The following is an 18,080-nucleotide window of genomic DNA, read 5'->3' as shown; positions in this document are numbered from 1 at the left end:
GGGAAGTGTGCGCGCTACGTTACGATACAACTTACTGAATCATTTCACATTACTGCTGAAGACGAGTAAGTTTGGTGATTTTAAGAAAATGGTGGAGGGGAGCGTGAAGAGTGGAGATTATTTGATATGACCATGTTGTCGAGTCTTGATCTGATCCGCAGGGTCCCGTTGTTTTCTATGCTCACTGACGCACAGGCAGCGTCAGTGGCGGATGCCGTGGTGAAGCGCCGCTTCAAGCGTGGCGAAACAATTGTCGAACAAGGGAAAAAGAGTAACGCGCTCTTTATTCTGCTCAATGGCCGGGCTCGCGTCATCACGGCAGATGGTCGAGGTCGCGAAGTCATTCTGGCAACACTGGCGCCTGGAGATCATATAGGCGAGATGAGCCTCATCGACAATGAGCCTCATTCAGCCACTGTTCGCGCTGAAGTGCAAACAGACGTACTGATGCTGGGACGCCTGGAATTCGCACGTTGCCTGCCGGAAAATTCTTCCATGGCGTACGCGATCATGCGGGGGTTGGTGCAGCGCCTTCGCCAGGCAGACCGCAAGATTGAATCCCTGGCTTTGATGGACGTGTACGGGCGCGTGGCTCGCTCGTTATTGGAAGCTGCCGTCGAAAGCAGCGACGGAGAGTTGCTGATTCGCGACAAAATTTCTCGTCAGGACATTGCCAAGATGGTGGGTGCTTCTCGGGAAATGGTCAGCCGGGTGATGAAAGACCTTGAAGAGCGTGGCTTTATCAAGACGCAGGAGGCTGGCCTGATTCTTATCAAGGAACGGCTGACCATGCTGGGCTGACTATCGGCCGCGGGCTGCGGCTACGGCCCGCCTCGTTGACGCCAGCCTCGATCAGGGCTGGCGCGCACTCTACGGAAGAAGGCGCGTCTTCAATGGACGCAGCCCTTATGTGCTCTGTTCTTATGTGAATTGCTGCCCTTCCAAGGCGGTTTTTTCCTCCTTATGCGGGTCCGTCGGCAAAAATCCCCTCGCATGCGGTAAGCTTGATGGCTGTAGTTATATCCATGGCCTATTCACTCAATACTCTCAATACGCCGTCGGGTGCACCGGCGCCGCGCACGGGTGCAAGTCGCTTTGCGCAGGAGCTTGTCTTGGTCCTTGGCCTTGCCGCGCTGCTTTTTTTCATCATGGCTTTGGCCAGCCACTCGGCTCAAGACGCCGCATGGTCAACCTCTGGCTCCGGTGGCTCGATCAAAAATTGGGCCGGCAAACTGGGTGCCTGGATCTCTGACCTGGCCTACGTGCTGCTGGGTTTTTCTGCGTGGTGGGCGGTTGCGGCTGGCGTCACCGCCTGGGTCTCCGGGGTGGTCAGGTGGTTAAGTGGCGGGGCCACTGAAGTGCCTGCCGATGCCTGGGGCAAATTTCTGCGCACCCGTATCGCTTTCTGGCTGGGACTGGCGCTTTTATTGGCTGCCAGCACCGGATTGGAGTGGACACGCCTCTACCGCTGGGAAGAGCTTTTACCCGGCTCCGCTGGCGGCGTGCTGGGCTATCTAGGGGGGCCGCTAGCGGTCAAGTGGCTGGGCTTTACCGGCTCAGCTTTGCTGGGTATTGCTGCGGGCCTCGTGGGCGCCGCGTTGACGTTCAGATTTTCATGGAGCAAGGTGGCCGAGCGCATCGGGTCAACTTTGTATTCACTGCTTGAGACTCGCCGCGAAAAACGTGAAGTCGCGCAGGACAAGGCGCTGGGTCAGCAAGCTGCCAAAGAGCGGGAAGAGGTGGTTCATCACGAACGCGAGGAAATCGAGGAGCAGCACCCCATTCCGGTACTCATCGAGCCTGCTATTGCGCCGGTTGTCAAGAGCGAACGGGTAGTGAAGGAAAAGCAAAAGCCGCTGTTCACAGAACTGCCCGACAGCCGCCTGCCGCAGGTAGACCTTCTTGACGGCGCTTTGGTGCACCAGGAAACAGTGGCACCTGAAACGCTGGAAATGACCAGCCGCCTTATTGAGAAGAAACTAAAGGATTTCGGCGTCGAAGTCAGAGTGGTCATGGCCTCGCCGGGCCCTGTGATTACCCGGTATGAGATTGAGCCTGCAACTGGAGTGAAAGGCTCCCAGGTGGTCAATCTTGCCAAGGATCTGGCGCGGAGCCTCAGCCTGGTTTCTATTCGGGTCATCGAGACGATTCCAGGCAAGAACTATATGGCGTTGGAGTTACCCAACGCCAAGCGGCAATCCATCCGACTGTCTGAAATTTTGGGGTCGCAGGTCTATCACGAGGCCAAGTCCATGTTGACGATGGGCTTGGGCAAGGACATCGTGGGCCACCCGGTGGTCGCTGATCTCGCCAAGATGCCACATGTGTTGGTGGCAGGTACCACGGGGTCTGGTAAATCGGTGGGTATCAACGCCATGATTCTGAGTCTGCTTTACAAGGCAGAGCCCAAGGATGTGCGTTTGCTGATGATCGACCCCAAAATGTTGGAAATGTCCATGTATGAAGGCATTCCTCATCTGCTGGCGCCTGTGGTCACAGACATGAAGCAAGCTGCCAATGGGCTCAATTGGTGCGTCGCCGAAATGGAGAAGCGCTATAAAATAATGAGCAAGGCCGGCGTCAGAAATCTTGCAGGCTTCAATCAGAAAATTGATGAAGCTAAAGCGCGTGGCGAATTTATCTTCAACCCCTTCAGCCTGACGCCTGACGATCCCGAGCCCCTCGAACGTCTGCCGCACATCGTGGTCGTCATTGATGAGCTTGCTGACCTGATGATGGTCGTGGGCAAGAAGATCGAAGAATTGATTGCTCGCCTGGCACAGAAAGCGCGAGCGGCTGGCATTCATCTGATTCTGGCCACACAGCGGCCTAGCGTGGATGTGATTACGGGCTTGATCAAGGCGAACATTCCTACCCGGATCGCATTTCAGGTTTCAAGCAAGATCGACAGCCGAACCATTCTCGATCAGATGGGGGCTGAGGCACTGCTGGGCATGGGAGACATGCTGTACATGCCCAGTGGCACGGGCTTGCCCATACGTGTTCATGGCGCGTTTGTCAGTGACGATGAAGTGCACCGTGTGGTCCAGTACCTTAAGAGCCAAGGCGAACCCAACTATATTGAAGGAGTCCTTGAAGGCGGTACTGCGGATGGCGAAGAGGGGGGATTTGGCGAAGGCGGAGACGCTGGCGGAGAAAAAGACCCCATGTACGACCAAGCTGTCGAGGTTGTGCTGAAAAATCGCAAGGCCAGTATTTCGCTGGTGCAGCGTCACCTGAAGATTGGCTACAACAGAGCCGCGCGCCTGGTGGAAGATATGGAAAAAGCGGGCCTGGTCAGCGCCATGAGCGGTAGCGGCCAGCGCGACATTCTGGTGCCCGCAAGGGGTGAGTGAATATTCGCTGGAGCCTAAGTTTCCGCCTCCACCATGGCTTTCGGTGTATCCAATCATTGCGCAATTGAACCTTGCCCGAACAGACGCACTCCAATTACCATGAAATCAAGTGTTTACATCACGCGCGCCGTCATTCGGGGCGCAGCCTTTGCAGTAGCTGCGGTCATGACGCCTGCCGTATGGGCGGGAGGCCTCGATAGCCTGGAACAGTTCGTCAAATCGGCTCGCTCCGGCAAAGCTGCTTTCACACAGGTGGTCACCGCACCTGCGAGGGAGGGGCAGACGCCTCGTAGTAAAACGCAGAGCGGCACCTTCGAATTTCAAAGACCCGGCAAATTCAGGTTCCACTACACAAAACCGTTTGAGCAAACCATCGTGGCAGACGGAAAAACTCTGTGGCTCTACGATGTGGATTTGAAGCAGGTAACCTCACGCAGCCAAGAGCAGGTACTGGGTTCGACCCCCGCAGCCATCGTTGCCGCAGCGCCTGATGTCAAAGCTTTGGAAAAGGATTTCAACCTTTCCGAAGAGCCTGAGAAAGATGGCCAGCAGTGGATCAAGGCCACGCCGAAGTTGCGTGATGGCCAACTGCAAAGTATTCGTGTTGGGTTCAAGTCCGGCGCCAAGGGCCCCGAACTTGGCACCCTGGAAATCGAAGACAGTTTTGGGCAGCGCTCCATGTTGACATTCACCGCATTCGAGGTGAACGCGCCATTGCCAGCCAGTGCGTTTCAGTTCACCCCCCCCGCGGGCGTGGACGTTTTGCGCAACTGAGCCCTCACTCAAGACCCGAGTGCGCCTTGAGGGCAGCAACCCTGGCCAGCAATGACCTGGTTGAGCCCGCGTGACGGCTGTGATTCGGCCCGCTGAAGGCTTACTTCACGATCACGTTGAAAGGTAGCGGCAAGTGGTAGTTATCAAGTGAAAACTCACCCCAGAACTGAAGCCCGCCAAGCGCCACCGTGGTGGTTGTCTGAGTGCCATCGAATCTAAGCGTACAAACCAAAGGGCTTCCTGGGAGCCTGGGTATGGGCTTGATCACCTGCATTTCCGGCATAGGCGTATTGCACAGGATTCGCAGCTGATGCAGATCGCTCTCGAACTTGGTCATGAATTCATCACGCCATTTCGTCAATGAGCGCAGGTCGGACTCAGACAGCAAGAGGCCGAAGGGGTGTTGACTCGGAAGCCCTTCGTTATAGGATTTCCACGCATTTTGGAAAATAGCGTCGGCCAGTTGAGCGCTGTCGCAAGCATGGAGACGTTGCGCGCAATCTTTGGCCCATCCCAGTTCTTTGGGGCTAAACCGAGTGTGTTGCCGAAGTTTGAGCGATGCATGCCGTGCATCAAACGTGAGCGCCTTGACAGCCCGAACCATGGCAACGCCGGACTGTATAAGTTGCCGGTACGTAGCCGCTTCGCGGATGTCCCCTACCTTTTGCAAGGTATCTGAAAAATCCACCGGAAGACTCGTCCAGCAATCGGCCAGATCAATCATTTCATCTTCTGCAAGAACGAGATGGATGAGCTGAGTTGAAGGGCGCGCTGTGTCGTCTGTTGGATAGCGAAGCCGTGCGGCGTGCACAATGTGACGCACTTTTTTGGCGGCAATGCTTTTGTACAGATCGTCTCGAAGCATGGCCAGCGCTTGCAGCTCTTCTCGCGTCAACTGCAGGCGAGGGCGGTGGTAGCGTGGCGGCAGAGTGTTGCGGAACTCGTGGTTCTCACTCTTGCGCATGCGCGTCAATAGTTCAACGAATTCGCGGCGAACCGGGTCGGTGTGGTTATCGAGTGCATCAAACAACTCCTCGGCCTCTCTGACCGCACCCACAAGCTGCATAAGCTCAAAAGAGATTTCCTTTTTTCGGGCTATGGGTGTGCAACTGGATGCGGTGACCCGCACGGCATCGAGACTTTTCATGACAGCTTCATGCCGACCTGACTGTCGGTGAGCATGATCGGCGTGAATCGCGGTTCTCTCACTCCCGTGCCCCACTGAGACTCTGGTGGTTCTATGGTGGACGAAGGGATTTGTTGTGTGGCTGGAGGACATGTTTCCGGTTGCTTTCGGCCTGCATATAGAAGGCGCGGGGTACACACCAATATGAAGGTGTTCATAGGACAAGCCAGACGTCTTCAGCGGCACACTGTTTCGAGCGCGAGGTCTCCTGAACGCAAGACGCTGAGGGAAATGGCTTGTTTGAACGTCATCGAACTTGATCAAAGCGCGATGACATGTGGTGTGAGTAACCGCTATCGCCCAAAGGTTCCATTGGAAATGACGGCGCCTTCTCGGCCAGTTCAGTCTGCTCCTTGACCTTCTGACGGCTCCATGTCGGCCACCTGAGCCGCCACCTCAAGGATCAACTCCCCGGCACCTTAGGCCAACAAGCCTGGGCCTTGTACAGGAACACATACATTGAGGCTCAGGAGGCTGAGTTGAGTGCAGGGGAGCCACCGCGTAGACGTGGTTGCGCCCGGTCAAACGCTTGAGCCCCGAGAAGAAGCCCGACCGGTTTGCCGCTGGAGTGTGCAGGTTTTGATTGGCCGGTTTGACTAGTTGCAGACGTTGAATCTTCAATCGCGCTTGTCAGCTGGTGCCGATTGCTCCTGGCTAGGTTTGACTGCCTGACGCGCACCAATGGGCATTGGGAAGCCGACGAGTGCAAGCACCAGCAGCACTGGCAAGATGCAGTAATGAAGCACACGCTTGATTCTCATGAGTGAGATATGCAGCTAGCAGCGTGGAGTTCAAGGGGTAAATGCTGTAAATGGATCCGCTACTGGTGCGATAGGGAGCGCAGGAAAGAGCTTGTCGGGGCGCGGCCGAAGTGGCTTTAGAGGAGATCGGCAAATCACCGGCCTTTCCGATGGCCTCAGTGTTGATTCCAAGGTGCGCGGTACTGCCCAGAGATTGGCCTCCTGCTTGCTCGGGAATGTGCCCGAATCGCGAACGCCTTTAACCTTGATCTGTATTCCCCAGCGCCCATCAGATCGCTGCTCTGCCGTTGCGATCGGGCATTTCCTTTAGGCCGTTTTGGGGGGCCTCAGCGTTCAAAACCCCTCGGAATTGGGCAAAAAGAAAGCCACCCGAAGGCGGCTATCTTAGAGGGAGATTCAGTATTTATCCGAATCTGGTTTTAGGTCTTGGTGCCGATGACCGGAATCGAACTGGTGACCTACGCGTTACGAGTGCGTTGCTCTACCAACTGAGCTACATCGGCTAATTTTTAGAAAGACGGCATTATATCTTCACATGCCGTCGGCTTTGCCTGGATCACTACAGGCAAGAAGCCCTGGGGGGCGATGGCACAGTGCTCCTTCTCGTAGCACGCGTGGCCGCGGTTGGCAGCCAATTCGCCGGAGGGTCGTCATGATGCGCTATCCCCGCTAGACTGCAGTGTTTGTTACCCACTTAGGAGTGCGCCATATGTTGAAGACCGATCACCTTCTTGATGCCCAGGCTCTGATGTCTGTTACCCCCGCTCAGACCAGCGAACCCAGTCGCCGCACCGCGCTCAAGTTGACTGTGGGTGTGGGATACGCCGCCTCGACTCTGCCCACCATGGCGCAGACAGCCATCAAGACCAGCGCAGACGGTCTGGAATCGGGGGAGGTCATGATCGATGTCGCAGGATTCAAGATGCCTGCGTACCGGGCGCGCCCAGCCGGCAAGGCCAACCTGCCCGTCGTGTTGGTGCTTTCCGAGATTTTTGGTGTGCATGAATACATTGCCGATACAGCGCGCCGCTTCGCCAAGGCGGGCTACCTGGCGATCGCGCCCGAACTGTTCGTGCGCCAAGGTGATGCGCAAAGTTACGGCGAAATGGCCAAGCTCATGAGCGAAGTGATCTCCAAAGTGCCCGATGCTCAGGTCTCGGGCGATCTGGATGCTACGGTGGCCTGGGCGGCTGCCAATGGGGGCAATGTTGACAAACTCGGCGTCACGGGGTTTTGTTGGGGAGGGCGCCAGACTTGGCTCTATGCTGCCCACAATCCCAAGGTAAAGGCCGGTGTGGCATGGTATGGCCGTCTGGTGGGCGACACGACCACACTGACTCCCGCCAATCCTGTCGATGTCGCGGAAAAGCTCAAAGGGCCAGTCTTGGGTCTCTATGGTGCGGCCGACACCGGAATACCACTTGACACGATTGATAAGATGAAAGCTGCATTGGCCAAAGCTGGTGGGCAAGGCAATGCGGCCGCCAAGGAATCGCAGTTCGTGGTTTATCCGGATGCGCCGCATGCTTTCCACGCCGACTACCGTCCAAGCTTTCGCAAAGAGCCTGCCGAAGACGGTTGGAAGCGCGCATTGGCCTGGTTCAAACAGCACGGCGTGTCCTGATCAGCTTTGCTGCCAGAATGCGAGCCGCTTCGCCGAAGCGGCTTTTTTTGTTTTTGTATCTAGGCGGATCTACCGCGAGCAATTATGTTACTGATATCGATTCTCCTTGGTACCTTGATTGCCGGCATAGGCAGCGTTTGGATTGCGGCTGCCCTTTCGTTCGGCGTGCTCGCTCGCTACACGCAGCACATGCTGAGTCTCGCAGCCGGAGCGCTGCTTGCCACGGCGTTCACCCATTTGCTTCCTGAAGCATTCGAGAGCCAGATCGATGCGCATGCGCTGTTCATGGTGCTTTTGGGTGGATTGATATTTTTCTTCTTGCTCGACAAGGCAGAGCTCTGGCACCACGGCCATGAGCACGCCCCGGCTTTGCCCACTTTGGCAGAAGCCATGCAAGATGATGACACTCAGCCACAAGGCCACGGCCATGGGGCGGCACATGCTCATCCCCACGGTACGGATGCCCATGCCCACGCGTCACACGAGAAGGCTCACAGCCATCACCACCATCATTCGCATGCCACTGGTGGATGGGCCGTACTTGCCGGAGACACGGTGCATTGTTTCGGCGATGGTGTCTTGATCGCCTCTGCATTCATGGCAGACACCCGTCTGGGGATACTGGCCGCTGTGGCGGTCCTCGCGCACGAAGTGCCGCACCATATGGGAGACTTGGCGGTCTTGCGGCAAGCTTCCAGCAACCGCCGGGCGGCCCTGACCAAAGTTTCGCTGGCAGGCGCCGTGACCGCGTTGGGTGGCCTGATAGGCTACGTGCTCGTAGGGCAGTTGCAGCACTGGTTACCCTATTTTCTAGTCATTGCCAGCAGCAGCTTCATCTATGTCGCCCTGGCTGACCTCATCCCGCAATTGCAAAAACGTCTAAGTGCCCCGCAGACCTTGGCTCAACTCACGTGGTTGGCTGTAGGCATGGGCCTGGTCATATTGGTGGGCAGCCTCAGCGGCGGACACGAGCATCATCACGGGGCAGGTGAAATCCATGAGCATCACCACGCGCCAGGTGAGGTTCATGATCATAAGCACTGACATTTCCAGGGCTCGATTTCCTAAAGTTGCGGATTTTGAGTGTTTTTTGCGTTAGTAAATTAGTTTCAAGATGTTGTATTTATTGATCCAAATCAACTGTGGGAATTAACCTTGCTAACCGTGAAAATGTTCTTTTATTCTGCTTTTAGTTATACAAACAAGTTGTAGAACTGAGATTTGCACAGTCCAATGGTCTCGCTGCCTTTTCGTTTGAATTGGTAAATGTGGGGGATTGGATTATGTTTAGTTTTAAAGTTTCAATTTGCAAGGTTGCCGCCTGCGTTTCCGGGGTATTTGCCCTCGGTTTGATGAGTTCTGCAGCATGGGGTGCTGCAGGTAACCCACTACCCCGATGCTCCGCTGACACGCAATCGTTTTACCTGATGCGATACACCGAGGCCCAAAGCGCAAACACCGCGCCTACAACAGCCTTGGAACTCGCAACCGTACCTGCAACAGGCACAGTGGCGCGCACTACGATATGGAATGCGGCCACCGCGCCTACGCCGTCGCAGTGGGACGGCTCCCCTATGGCAGGGGCCACGGTCGCCGCGGGCATGGGAAAAGACGGATACATCTACGCGATGCGGGCTGTCGGAACCCAGGAAACGTGGACTTACCCAGGCACCTGGGCAGGGACTGATCAGACATGGCGAACGCATACGCGCTACTACGAAATGCTGCGCTATGGCCGAAGCGGGGTGGACAACCTCGGAATCGTCAGCGGGTTGGGTACCTATAGAACTATCGCCAATGATGCTTCCAGTCAGGTCAATGGAGCAGTCGATCTTCGTTTGGGTCCCAACTTCAATGCGGCGGACATTCATCCCATCACGGGGGTCATGTACCTTGCCAGCTTTCAGACGGGCGGAGCCCTCAACCGCTTGTATTTGATTGATGTTACTCAAACGCCTCCGCAGTACCTCAGTACATTGAACCTGGACGCCAATATCCCAGGCGCTCAGTCTGGTGACTTCGCGATTGACGCTGCAGGAGAATATGCATACGGAGTTGCCAAAGCGGCAGGACTCTTAGGTAACTCCACCAGTTACCGGATCAGACTGTCCGATGGACACGTTGAAAATCTAGCAAGCGGTCTTGGTATTTTTCCATTTGGTGCGGCAGCTCGGCTTCCTAACGATCCTGCCAAGATGGCCTTCTACGGACAGGGCACTCGCATCATGAGCTTGCCAGGTGGAACATTGGGGGCTACCCAGACCACTCAAAGTTCAGATAGTGCAGACGCTGCATCCTGCCTACCCAAGCTCAAGGCGACGCTTCAATGTACTCCTTTGACATTGGTAGATGCTGACGCCAATGTTTCCACATGCACGGTCACCCTGGACCAACCTGCGCCTGTGGGTGGCATAGACGTGACCTTGACACCCCCTCCAGGCAACCCCCGCTACAGCACCACATGCGGTACCTCGATCTCCGTTCCTGCAGGCCAGGCAACGGCGCAATGCACCATTACAGCAACGCCGAACACGGTGCCAGGCGACGGAGACGTGACTGCGGATATCGCTCTTGCAACCCCAGCCAGCACGGCAGACTATGAACTGGGCACTCCCACGAGCGCGAACGTCTTGATCCAGAACGACGACGCGCTGCTCGCGACCGTGATCTGCACGCCGGCAGATCTCGTGGACGCTGCTGGCAATGCGTCTACTTGCACGATCAGCTTGAATGGACCAGCTCCCGTGGGTGGCATTACGCTGAACCTGAGCCCTCCTGGCATGAACCCCCGATACACCACCGATTGCGGCAGCACGGCGCAAATCGCCGCGGGGGCAAGCCAGGCGCAATGCACTATCACGGCAACGCCCAATACCACGCCGGGTGATGGTGACGTGCAGGCTCCCCTGACGCTCTTGGCGGGCAATGGCTATGCTTTGGGTTCGCCCAGTGCTGCCCTTGTGAATGTGAGAAACGATGACCAACCGGTCGTGCCACCCTCGTCAGGTGGGATTGAACCGGTTCCTACCCTTGGTGAATGGGCATTGTTCGTCCTTAGCCTCGGTATCGTTGGCCTGGCAGGACGGCGGCGTTTCCTCCGCTGAGCGATTTGCACTGGTTCATTTTTCGAGTGAGGGCTGGACCCTCACTTGAGGAATGACTAAATGATGTGTTGCTCAGTGCTCTTCAGCCGGGAGATTCGGCACCGCTCGAGTACGTAGAACAGTAGCCGCCATCGCGCTGCAGATGACCAGTGCCATTCCTGCCCAGCCCATGAGCGGAATGCTGTCGCCGAAGAGGATCAGGCCATAGAGCGCGGCGAATACGATGCTCGTGTACTGAAGGTTGGCCACGACAATCGCCGGTCCCCGCGTGTAGGCTCGCGTCATGCACAGCTGTCCCAAGGCCGCCAGGATGCCCATCGGGAGCAGCCACAAGGCTTCCACACGAGCCAGGGTGCTCGCGCCTTGAATCAGCATGCCTGCCGCGCCCGCCACGGTGCCGCCAAGAGAAAAGTAAAAGACTGTACGAGTTTCAGATTCTCCGACGCGTCCGAGTGCTGCAACCTGAATGTAGGCCATGGCGCCCAGCAAGCCCGACAACATGCCCACCAAACCAGCGAAAAGCTGGTCTTGGTCGAGTGTGGGACGCAGCAGCATGATCACCCCAGCAAAAGCTGCCAGCACCGTCAGGACGAGAGGGCCCTGTCGACGAATCTCCGTCAAGCGCCCCATGACCAGGGTGCCCGCGATGATGAAGGTGGCCACCCACACGCCACTCATGTAGTTGAGTGTCATGGCCGTAGCCAAGGGCAGGTGAGCCAGTGCGTAAAACGAAGCTGCCATGGCGGTGACACCCATCACGTTGCGCCAGAGGTGCATCATAGGCACGGACGTGCGCAGCGAAATCTTGCGTGATCGCGCAAGAACAGCCATGAATATCAGCCCGATCACGCCTCTGTAAAACACGTTTTCAAGCGTGCTGAAATAGGGCGAGGCAAACTTCACGCAAACGCTCATGCTGGCAAAAAAGAACGAGCCAGCGATCATCCAAACGGCATGCATGCGTGTAATCCGTGAAAAGAGCGCACTTCAGTGAGTGCGCGAGAGTAGGGGGTGACCTGGCAACAGCTCAGGTCGTCAGCTTGGTCCCCATGGCGCGCCTATACCATTCATGAAAGTGCTGCATGCCGTCTTCCATGGGGCTTTGGTAGGGGCCGACTTCATTGTCCCCACGCATGAAGAGCGCTTTGCGCCCCGCATCCATGCGCTCCGCAATTTCATCGTCTTCAATGCAGGTTTCCATGTACGCGGCACGCTGCGCCTCTACAAATTCCCGCTCGAAGGCGGCAATTTCCTCTGGGTAGTAGAACTCCACCATGTTCAAGGTCTTATCTACGCTAATGGGGTGCAGCGTAGAAACCGTAAGAACGTGCGGATACCACTCCACCATGATGTGAGGGTAGTAAGTTAACCAGATCGCGCCGTGCGAGGGCACTTTGCCCCCTCTGTACTTGAGCAATTCACGGTGCCAGCGCTCATAAGCGGGACTGCCGGGCTTGCTCAGGCCGCCGGCCACGCCTACGGTCTGCACGGAGTACTCACGCCCGAATTCCCAGCTCAGATCGTCGCACGTGACGAACTGGCCCAGACCCGGGTGAAAGGGGCCCACGTGATAGTCCTCAAGGTAGACCTCAATGAAGGTCTTCCAGTTGTAGTTGCACTCGTGCAATTCCACGTGATCGAGAACGTATCCGTCAAAGGAAAGCGCTTGCCTGGGGCCCATGCCCGCCAGATCTGCGGTGATATCCCGGCCGTTGTCCTCAAACAGCAAGCCGTTCCATTCCCGTAACTTGTAGTTGTTCAGGTTCAGACAGGGATCGTGCTGAAAGTGCGGTGCGCCCAGCAATTCGCCTTTGGGCGAGTAGGTCCAGCGGTGAACGGGACATACGATGTTGCCGCCAGCATGGCCCTTGCCATGGCCTTGCAGCGTGCCACGGCCCTTGAGCATGATGGCCTGGCGATGCCGGCAAACGTTGGAGACGAGCTCTATCCCGCCACTGGCATTGCGCACCAACGCGCGGCCCTCTGCCTCTTGAGGCAGGGCAAAGTAATCGCCCGCATTAGGAACGGCCAATTCATGGCCCACGTAACGGGGGCCTTGCTGGAAGATAAGCTCTACCTCGCGCTGAAACAGCGCCTGGTTGAAATAACTGGAGACGGGAAGTTGGCTTGCCGCCTGCTGTAATTGAAGACTCAAATCAGACATGGTGTTCCGATCCAGACTCCCCCTATTAAGGGGCAGGAAGAAAGCGCTTGAGCATCCGAAGAGCGTGGGCGCATGAAACCCCTTCGGCTTCAAACTCGAAAACTCTGACATCTAAGCCAGCGCTCTTCAGAAATAGCGAAGGGAACTTTTGATTGTAACCCAAGCACTTGCCATGCTCGGGCGGGGTTCTGCATTTCTGTCGATCAAAACCCGCTATCACTCACGTGACGCCCATTGGACGGCCTTCGGGGTAGATAGTTCACCTTCCCTGGAGGCCAGAGATTTCCAGCCCTGGATTGGTTGTTGCCGTAACCTCGCGCCGTCAAGACAGGTCTTTGAGCCCCGACAGGGCGCAGGCGACCTAAAATACCCTATTGCCCCCATATCCTTCGATGCCTAAAAATTCAAACGCCAGTGAAAGTACACCGCAACCTGCCAGCTATGGCGATGCGGTGCAGCAGCTAGAACAGCTCATTGCCGGACTCGAGTCCGGCCAGTTGCCTCTGGAAGATCTGTTGGCGCATTATCAGAAAGGTACTGAACTGCTTTCCTACTGCCGCGACCGCCTGCAGGCTGTGGAAGATCAAGTGCGCTTGCTGGAAGATGGGGTGGTCAAACCATGGACTCCGGAATGACGTTTTCCTTGCTTGATTTCGACACTTGGGTAACCAGTCAGTTGTCCACGGTGGAACATGCCTTGTCGCAATGGGTCTCCCCTGACGCTCCGGCCGGGCTGGGTGAGTCCATGCGCTATGCCGTACTGGATGGTGGCAAGCGGCTGAGGCCCTTGTTGGTGCTGGCGGCATGTGAGGCAGCGGGCGGCCATGGGGCCGCTGCGCTCAGGGCCGCCTGCGCAGTGGAGTTGATCCACGCCTACTCTCTGGTGCACGACGACATGCCCTGCATGGACAACGATGTGCTGCGTCGTGGCAAGCCAACCGTCCATGTGCAGTTTGGCGAGGCGCTTGCGCTTCTGGCCGGGGACGCTTTGCAGGCTCTGGCTTTCGAGCTGCTCACGCCCGGCGATTCATCAGTGCCACCGGCCATGCAGGCCGATCTTTGTCGCCTATTGGCTTGCGCAGCTGGAGGCAATGGCATGGCGGGTGGACAAGCCATTGACCTGGCCAGCGTAGGCCATGCGCTCTCGGAGCCCGAGCTGCGTGCCATGCACAAACTCAAAACGGGGCGCTTGCTCCAAGCCAGCGTGCTGATGGGGGTGGCTTGCGCACGCACGCCCCTGCCGCCAACGGCGCAAGCAGCGCTCGCCGAGTATGGCGCCGCCATTGGCCTGGCTTTCCAGGTGGTCGATGATATTCTTGATGTCACTGCGGATTCCTCTGTACTTGGCAAAACGGCGGGCAAAGACGCTGCCGCAGAAAAGCCTACCTACGTATCGCTGATGGGGCTGGAGCGCTCAGAAGCACTGGCTGACGAACTCCTGGCGCAAGCGCAGCGCTCTTTGCTCGAGAGCGGGCTGCCCAATGTGGCTCGGTTACGCTCTTTGGCTGAGTTGGTGGTAAAACGGAAGAAATGAGCTTCCTGCAAGCCTTCGGCGCCCTACCCGTGGCAGCCAAGCTATCTGCGCTGTCCGTGCGCAGTGGCTCCCTCGCGCGTCACTGGCCCGCTTCGCTGCCCTGCGTGGGGCCTTTGCGACACAACGAATCACGAACATGAGCTACCCACTTCTCGACACCATCCACAGCCCAGCTGATCTAAGGCGTATACCGCGCGGGCAATTGAAGAATGTGGCAGACGAAGTGCGCGATTGCGTGTTGCAGAACGTCTCTCGCACAGGCGGGCATCTCAGCTCGAACCTCGGCACTGTAGAGCTCACTGTGGCCTTGCATTACGTCTTCAACACGCCCGACGACCGTTTGGTGTGGGATGTAGGCCACCAGACCTACCCCCACAAGATTCTGACCGGCCGGCGTGATCGTATGCCTACGCTGCGTCAGCTGGGGGGCTTGTCTGGTTTTCCTCAACGTGCCGAAAGTGAGTACGACACCTTCGGAACAGCCCACTCTTCCACCAGCATATCCGCTGCCCTGGGCATGGCTCTGGCATCACGGCAAAAAGGTGAAGGCCGTCACGCCGTCGCCATCATCGGCGATGGCGCCATGACCGCAGGCATGGCGTTTGAAGCGCTGAACAACGCTGGCGTAGAGAACTGCAAGTTATTGGTGGTGCTGAACGACAACGATATGTCCATCAGCCCGCCGGTAGGTGCCCTGAACCGCTATCTGGCTCAGTTGATGAGCGGGCAGTTTTATGCGGCCGCCAAGAACGTGGGCAAGAACGTCCTGAAAGTGGCGCCACCGTTGTTTGAATTGGCGCGCCGCCTCGAGCAGCAAGCCAAAGGCATGGTGGTGCCAGCCACGCTGTTTGAAAAGTTCGGCTTCAACTACGTGGGGCCTATTGACGGTCACGATCTCGAGTCGCTCATCCCTACGCTGGAGAACATCAAGCAACTCGAAGGCCCTCAGTTCTTGCACGTGGTTACCAAGAAGGGCCACGGCTACAAACTGGCTGAGGCCGACCCCGTGGCCTACCACGGCCCAGGAAAATTTGACCCTGCCGTGGGCCTGGTGCACCCTGCCACACAGCCCAAGCAAACCTTCACGCAGGTGTTTGGGCAGTGGCTGTGCGACATGGCCGAAAAAGATAAGCGTCTGGTCGGAATCACACCCGCCATGCGTGAGGGCTCTGGCATGGTGGAGTTTCACCGCCGATTTCCAGATCGCTATTACGACGTCGGCATCGCAGAGCAGCACGCCGTGACGTTCGCCGCAGGGCTTGCATGTGAAGGCTTGAAGCCCGTGGTGGCGATTTACTCCACCTTTCTGCAGCGTGCCTATGACCAACTGATCCACGACGTAGCGATTCAAAAATTACCCGTGGTTTTTGCGCTTGATCGTGCAGGTCTCGTTGGTGCCGATGGCGCTACGCACGCAGGCAACTACGACATTGCCTATCTGCGTACCGTGCCGAACGTCAGCGTGGCTTGCCCCGCGGATGAGCGCGAGTGCCGGCAGTTGTTGACGACAGCCTACGAACAAGACCACCCTGTGGCGGTGCGCTATCCGCGCGGCGCGGGCGTTGGCGTTCAGCCTTTACCGGGCCTTGACCCGCTGCCATTTGGCAAGGGTGAGGTACGGCGAGAAGGTGCACGTGTCGCCATACTGGCCTTCGGTAGCCTGCTTTATCCCGCGCTCGAAGCTGCGGAGCGCCTGGGTGTCACCGTGGTCAACATGCGATGGGTCAAGCCCCTTGATACAGAACTGCTCATGCAGGTCGCTGCGAGCCATGACGCCTTGGTCACAGTGGAAGAGGGCGCCATCATGGGCGGGGCAGGGAGTGCTGTGGGTGAAGCGCTACAGGCAGCAGGTATCGTGAAGCCCTTGCTTCAGTTGGGTTTACCCGACACATTCATTGAGCATGGAGATCCAGTGAAATTGCTGGCCATGCAAGGACTCGACGCAAAAGGCATTGAAGCTTCCGTGCGGACCCGCTTCGCCGACCTCCTGGCCCCCGCTGCCCCCTCACTAAAGTCGGTCGCCTGACCCACCTCTAAGCGCCTTGGCGTAGGGCGATTAGTCACAATCCAATGGCTGCGGAGCAAGCCATACAAGCGCCACCGCGGAGCGGGCTTTGCCCGGCCGCTAGTGGCGTCCCCAGAAGGGGGACGGCGCGATAGCGCCTCAGGGGGTAGCTAGTATCTGGCTTTGCCCGGCCGCTAGTGGCGTCCCCCAGAGGGGGATGGCGCGCCAGCGCCTCAGGGGGGTATAAGTCCACCAGCAGGTGAATCCCTAATGGCCCCTGGCCATGGTCGGAACTACACTGTCAGTCTCAAAAATCTTGTTACTTTCGCCCAGAGGAGAATATTTAAATGGATCGTCGTTCACTGATCAAGCGCACTGGTATCGCCGGTGTATTGGCTGCCGGCGTCGCGCCTGCGGTTCATGCCCAGCCTGCCGTTCGCTGGCGTCTGGCTTCGAGTTTCCCGAAATCCCTGGATACGATCTTTGGAAGCGCTGAGAAGCTTTCTGAAACCGTCAAGGCGATGTCAGGCGGCAAGTTTGAGATTTCCGTGCACCCCGCTGGCGAATTGATGCCGGCTTTTGGCGTGGTGGATGCGCTTGAAAAAGACACTATTGATATGGCCCAAACTGCGGCCTACTATTTCACCGGCAAGGATCCCGTTTTTGCATTCAGCTGCGCCGTGCCCTTTGGCTTGACCACGCTGCAGATGGCGGCTTGGAAAGATCACGGAAACGGTCGCAAATTGATGGACGCGTTCTTTGAGAAGTACAACTTCCGCACCATGAGCGCCGGCAACACCACCACGCAGATGGGCGGCTGGTACCGCAAAGAGATCAAGAGCGTGGCCGATTTCAAAGGCTTGAAAATGCGTTTGGGTGGCGGCGTGTTCGGCGAGTCCATGGCCAAACTCGGCGTCGTAGCGCAGAACATGCCTGCTGGTGACGTGTATCAGGCGCTGGAAAAAGGTACCTTGGATGCGGTCGAATTCGTCGGCCCGTACGATGATGAGAAACTGGGCTACAACAAGGTTGCGCCTTTCTACTACTATCCCGGCTGGTGGGAAGGCAGTGCCGATCTGGAGTTCTTCATTAACCTGAAGAAATACAACCAGCTGTCGCCTGAAAACAAGGCCATCTTGAACGGTGCGACCAAGGTTGCGGCGATGGACATGACCTCCAAATACCAGGCTGTGAACCCTATCGCTATCAAACGTTTGGTAGCCAACAAAACTCAACTCAAAGCCTTCCCCAAGGCCGTGATTGATGCGGGCTTCAAAAGCGCCATGGAAGTGTTCGCAGAACACGAGGCCAAATCCGCCGAGTTCAAGAAAATTCACCAGGACATGCGTGCGTTCCAGCGCGATCAAATCCTGTGGAACCGTTTCTCGGAATTCCCTTTCAACCAATACATCAACAGCGTCAAGATCTGACCTGTGAAGTTGGCGCCATTTGGCGCCCCATGCAAAAAGCCACCGCAAGGTGGCTTTTTGCATGGGGCTAAGCTTTTAAGATCGGGAAAGCGCTGTTCTCAATCCGGATACTGCCTGTGGCATTTGGCCGCCAGGCCATGCG

At 57.1% G+C, this 18,080-nt stretch carries 14 protein-coding genes and 1 tRNA gene; 10 read left to right on the top strand and 5 right to left on the bottom strand.

Features of this window, described 5'->3' with window-relative positions:
- Nucleotides 1-126 precede the first annotated feature (126 nt).
- The 3 genes from ABIE13_RS19720 to lolA all read left to right on the top strand — a co-directional run bounded on the left by ABIE13_RS19720 (nt 127) and on the right by lolA (nt 4,130).
- The gene (locus ABIE13_RS19720) at nt 127-801 is read left to right on the top strand and encodes a Crp/Fnr family transcriptional regulator (RefSeq protein ID WP_354446598.1); all 675 of its coding nucleotides are present in this window, start codon (nt 127-129) and stop codon (nt 799-801) included.
- A gap of 224 nt (nt 802-1,025) precedes the next feature.
- Nucleotides 1,026-3,356 (top strand): DNA translocase FtsK, encoded by a 2,331-nt coding sequence (locus ABIE13_RS19715; protein ID WP_354447144.1) that lies wholly within the window; start codon nt 1,026-1,028, stop codon nt 3,354-3,356.
- 99 nt (nt 3,357-3,455) lie between these two features.
- Entirely contained in the window at nt 3,456-4,130 is a 675-nt protein-coding gene (gene lolA, locus ABIE13_RS19710; RefSeq protein ID WP_354446596.1) for an outer membrane lipoprotein chaperone LolA, read from the top strand.
- Nucleotides 4,131-4,230: 100 nt separating this feature from the next.
- Here lolA and ABIE13_RS19705 read toward each other — a convergent pair whose 3' ends face one another.
- The 3 genes from ABIE13_RS19705 to ABIE13_RS19695 form a co-directional block, all read right to left on the bottom strand.
- Nucleotides 4,231-5,277, bottom strand: coding sequence for a hypothetical protein (locus ABIE13_RS19705; RefSeq protein WP_354446595.1), 1,047 nt, complete (start codon nt 5,275-5,277; stop codon nt 4,231-4,233).
- A 656-nt stretch (nt 5,278-5,933) separates the two neighbouring features.
- Nucleotides 5,934-6,077, bottom strand: a complete 144-nt coding sequence (locus ABIE13_RS19700) for a hypothetical protein (protein WP_354446593.1) — start codon at nt 6,075-6,077, stop codon at nt 5,934-5,936.
- Between the two features lie 427 nt (nt 6,078-6,504).
- Nucleotides 6,505-6,580 (bottom strand) — tRNA-Thr (locus ABIE13_RS19695).
- A gap of 206 nt (nt 6,581-6,786) precedes the next feature.
- Here ABIE13_RS19695 and ABIE13_RS19690 point away from each other — a divergent pair.
- The 3 genes from ABIE13_RS19690 to ABIE13_RS19680 all read left to right on the top strand — a co-directional run bounded on the left by ABIE13_RS19690 (nt 6,787) and on the right by ABIE13_RS19680 (nt 10,805).
- Nucleotides 6,787-7,701, top strand: coding sequence for a dienelactone hydrolase family protein (locus ABIE13_RS19690; RefSeq protein WP_354446591.1), 915 nt, complete (start codon nt 6,787-6,789; stop codon nt 7,699-7,701).
- Between the two features lie 84 nt (nt 7,702-7,785).
- On the top strand, nt 7,786-8,745 hold the full coding sequence (locus ABIE13_RS19685; RefSeq protein WP_354446589.1) for a ZIP family metal transporter: 960 nt from the start codon (nt 7,786-7,788) through the stop codon (nt 8,743-8,745).
- A 431-nt stretch (nt 8,746-9,176) separates the two neighbouring features.
- Nucleotides 9,177-10,805: an IPTL-CTERM sorting domain-containing protein gene (locus ABIE13_RS19680; protein ID WP_354446587.1), complete on the top strand. Its 1,629-nt coding sequence runs from the start codon at nt 9,177-9,179 to the stop codon at nt 10,803-10,805.
- A 72-nt stretch (nt 10,806-10,877) separates the two neighbouring features.
- On the opposite strand, the gene ABIE13_RS19675 is transcribed toward ABIE13_RS19680, so the two are convergent.
- The gene (locus tag ABIE13_RS19675) at nt 10,878-11,765 is read right to left on the bottom strand and encodes a DMT family transporter (protein ID WP_354446585.1); all 888 of its coding nucleotides are present in this window, start codon (nt 11,763-11,765) and stop codon (nt 10,878-10,880) included.
- Nucleotides 11,766-11,832: 67 nt separating this feature from the next.
- On the bottom strand, nt 11,833-12,969 hold the full coding sequence (locus ABIE13_RS19670) for an aromatic ring-hydroxylating oxygenase subunit alpha (protein WP_354446584.1): 1,137 nt from the start codon (nt 12,967-12,969) through the stop codon (nt 11,833-11,835).
- Between the two features lie 392 nt (nt 12,970-13,361).
- On the opposite strand from ABIE13_RS19670, the gene xseB reads away from it, so the two are divergent.
- The 4 genes from xseB (at nt 13,362) to ABIE13_RS19650 (ending at nt 17,938) form a co-directional block, all read left to right on the top strand.
- Nucleotides 13,362-13,604, top strand: a complete 243-nt coding sequence (gene xseB, locus ABIE13_RS19665) for an exodeoxyribonuclease VII small subunit (RefSeq protein WP_354446582.1) — start codon at nt 13,362-13,364, stop codon at nt 13,602-13,604.
- Nucleotides 13,601-14,503, top strand: coding sequence for a polyprenyl synthetase family protein (locus ABIE13_RS19660; RefSeq protein ID WP_354446580.1), 903 nt, complete (start codon nt 13,601-13,603; stop codon nt 14,501-14,503). Before xseB ends, ABIE13_RS19660 begins: the two co-directional genes overlap by 4 nt.
- Nucleotides 14,504-14,639: 136 nt before the next feature.
- Nucleotides 14,640-16,529 (top strand): 1-deoxy-D-xylulose-5-phosphate synthase, encoded by a 1,890-nt coding sequence (gene dxs, locus ABIE13_RS19655; RefSeq protein ID WP_436278448.1) that lies wholly within the window; start codon nt 14,640-14,642, stop codon nt 16,527-16,529.
- A gap of 326 nt (nt 16,530-16,855) precedes the next feature.
- The gene (locus ABIE13_RS19650) at nt 16,856-17,938 is read left to right on the top strand and encodes a TRAP transporter substrate-binding protein (protein WP_354446578.1); all 1,083 of its coding nucleotides are present in this window, start codon (nt 16,856-16,858) and stop codon (nt 17,936-17,938) included.
- Nucleotides 17,939-18,080: the final 142 nt, after the last annotated feature.

The organism is Ottowia thiooxydans, from assembly GCF_040548795.1.
Lineage (GTDB): Bacteria > Pseudomonadota > Gammaproteobacteria > Burkholderiales > Burkholderiaceae_C > Ottowia > Ottowia thiooxydans_A.
The sequence above is the reverse complement of the archived record's forward strand: the minus strand, read 5'-3'. Positions and strand labels throughout refer to the sequence as shown.